We start from the raw sequence: 541 nt of genomic DNA, 5'->3' as shown, positions 1-541 counted from the left end.
ACTGAGCTAAACCAAGTTTTTAAAGAAAGAATAAGAGGCTGGATAATCATGTAACACCTCGATAATGAGCTCTGCGCTCATGACTCTAGATTAAATTTTAGTAAGCAGTAGCCACAATATAAGTATATATATAGCAAGGGAAAAACCTGTGGCGTAATCCTGAGACTGGAGCGGAGTTAACAGTTGGATTAAATATTTAATAGCTAACCACACCCCCCATGTAATTGCTCCAACAAGTATCCAGGCGATAGGCGGGAAATGGCTTGTAATGGCAATCCATTTTGTTCTTGACAGGCTAAGTGTAATGTTATTTTTGGACGGGAGTTTGCCGTTACGAATAAAACTGGCGATATGATCCCACAGTGGTTCTTCTATTGCTGCCCCGTGACCACCCTTGATATAGGTCAGTTGATGAATTCTAGGATGTGGGTTACTCAGGATAAAACCGTCATGACCTGCGCTACCTAAGTCTTGCCAGTGAGCAAATTGGAATAATTTTGAAAAGAAAGCTACCACCCAGTCTGTTGTTGCTACGAAATTC

General features: G+C 41.2%; 1 protein-coding gene. It reads right to left on the bottom strand.

Going from position 1 to position 541, the window contains the following annotated elements; translation table 11 throughout:
• Positions 1–90 precede the first annotated feature (90 nt).
• Positions 91–541, bottom strand: a 451-nt coding sequence (locus tag CWM53_RS31380) for a hypothetical protein (RefSeq protein ID WP_206062637.1), incomplete at its 5' end; no start/stop codon positions are given.

This window comes from Klebsiella sp. A-Nf5, from assembly GCF_002810545.1.
In the GTDB taxonomy this organism is placed as follows: Bacteria; Pseudomonadota; Gammaproteobacteria; order Enterobacterales; family Enterobacteriaceae; genus Klebsiella; species Klebsiella variicola.
This window is presented reverse-complemented; position numbering and strand designations above follow the sequence as displayed.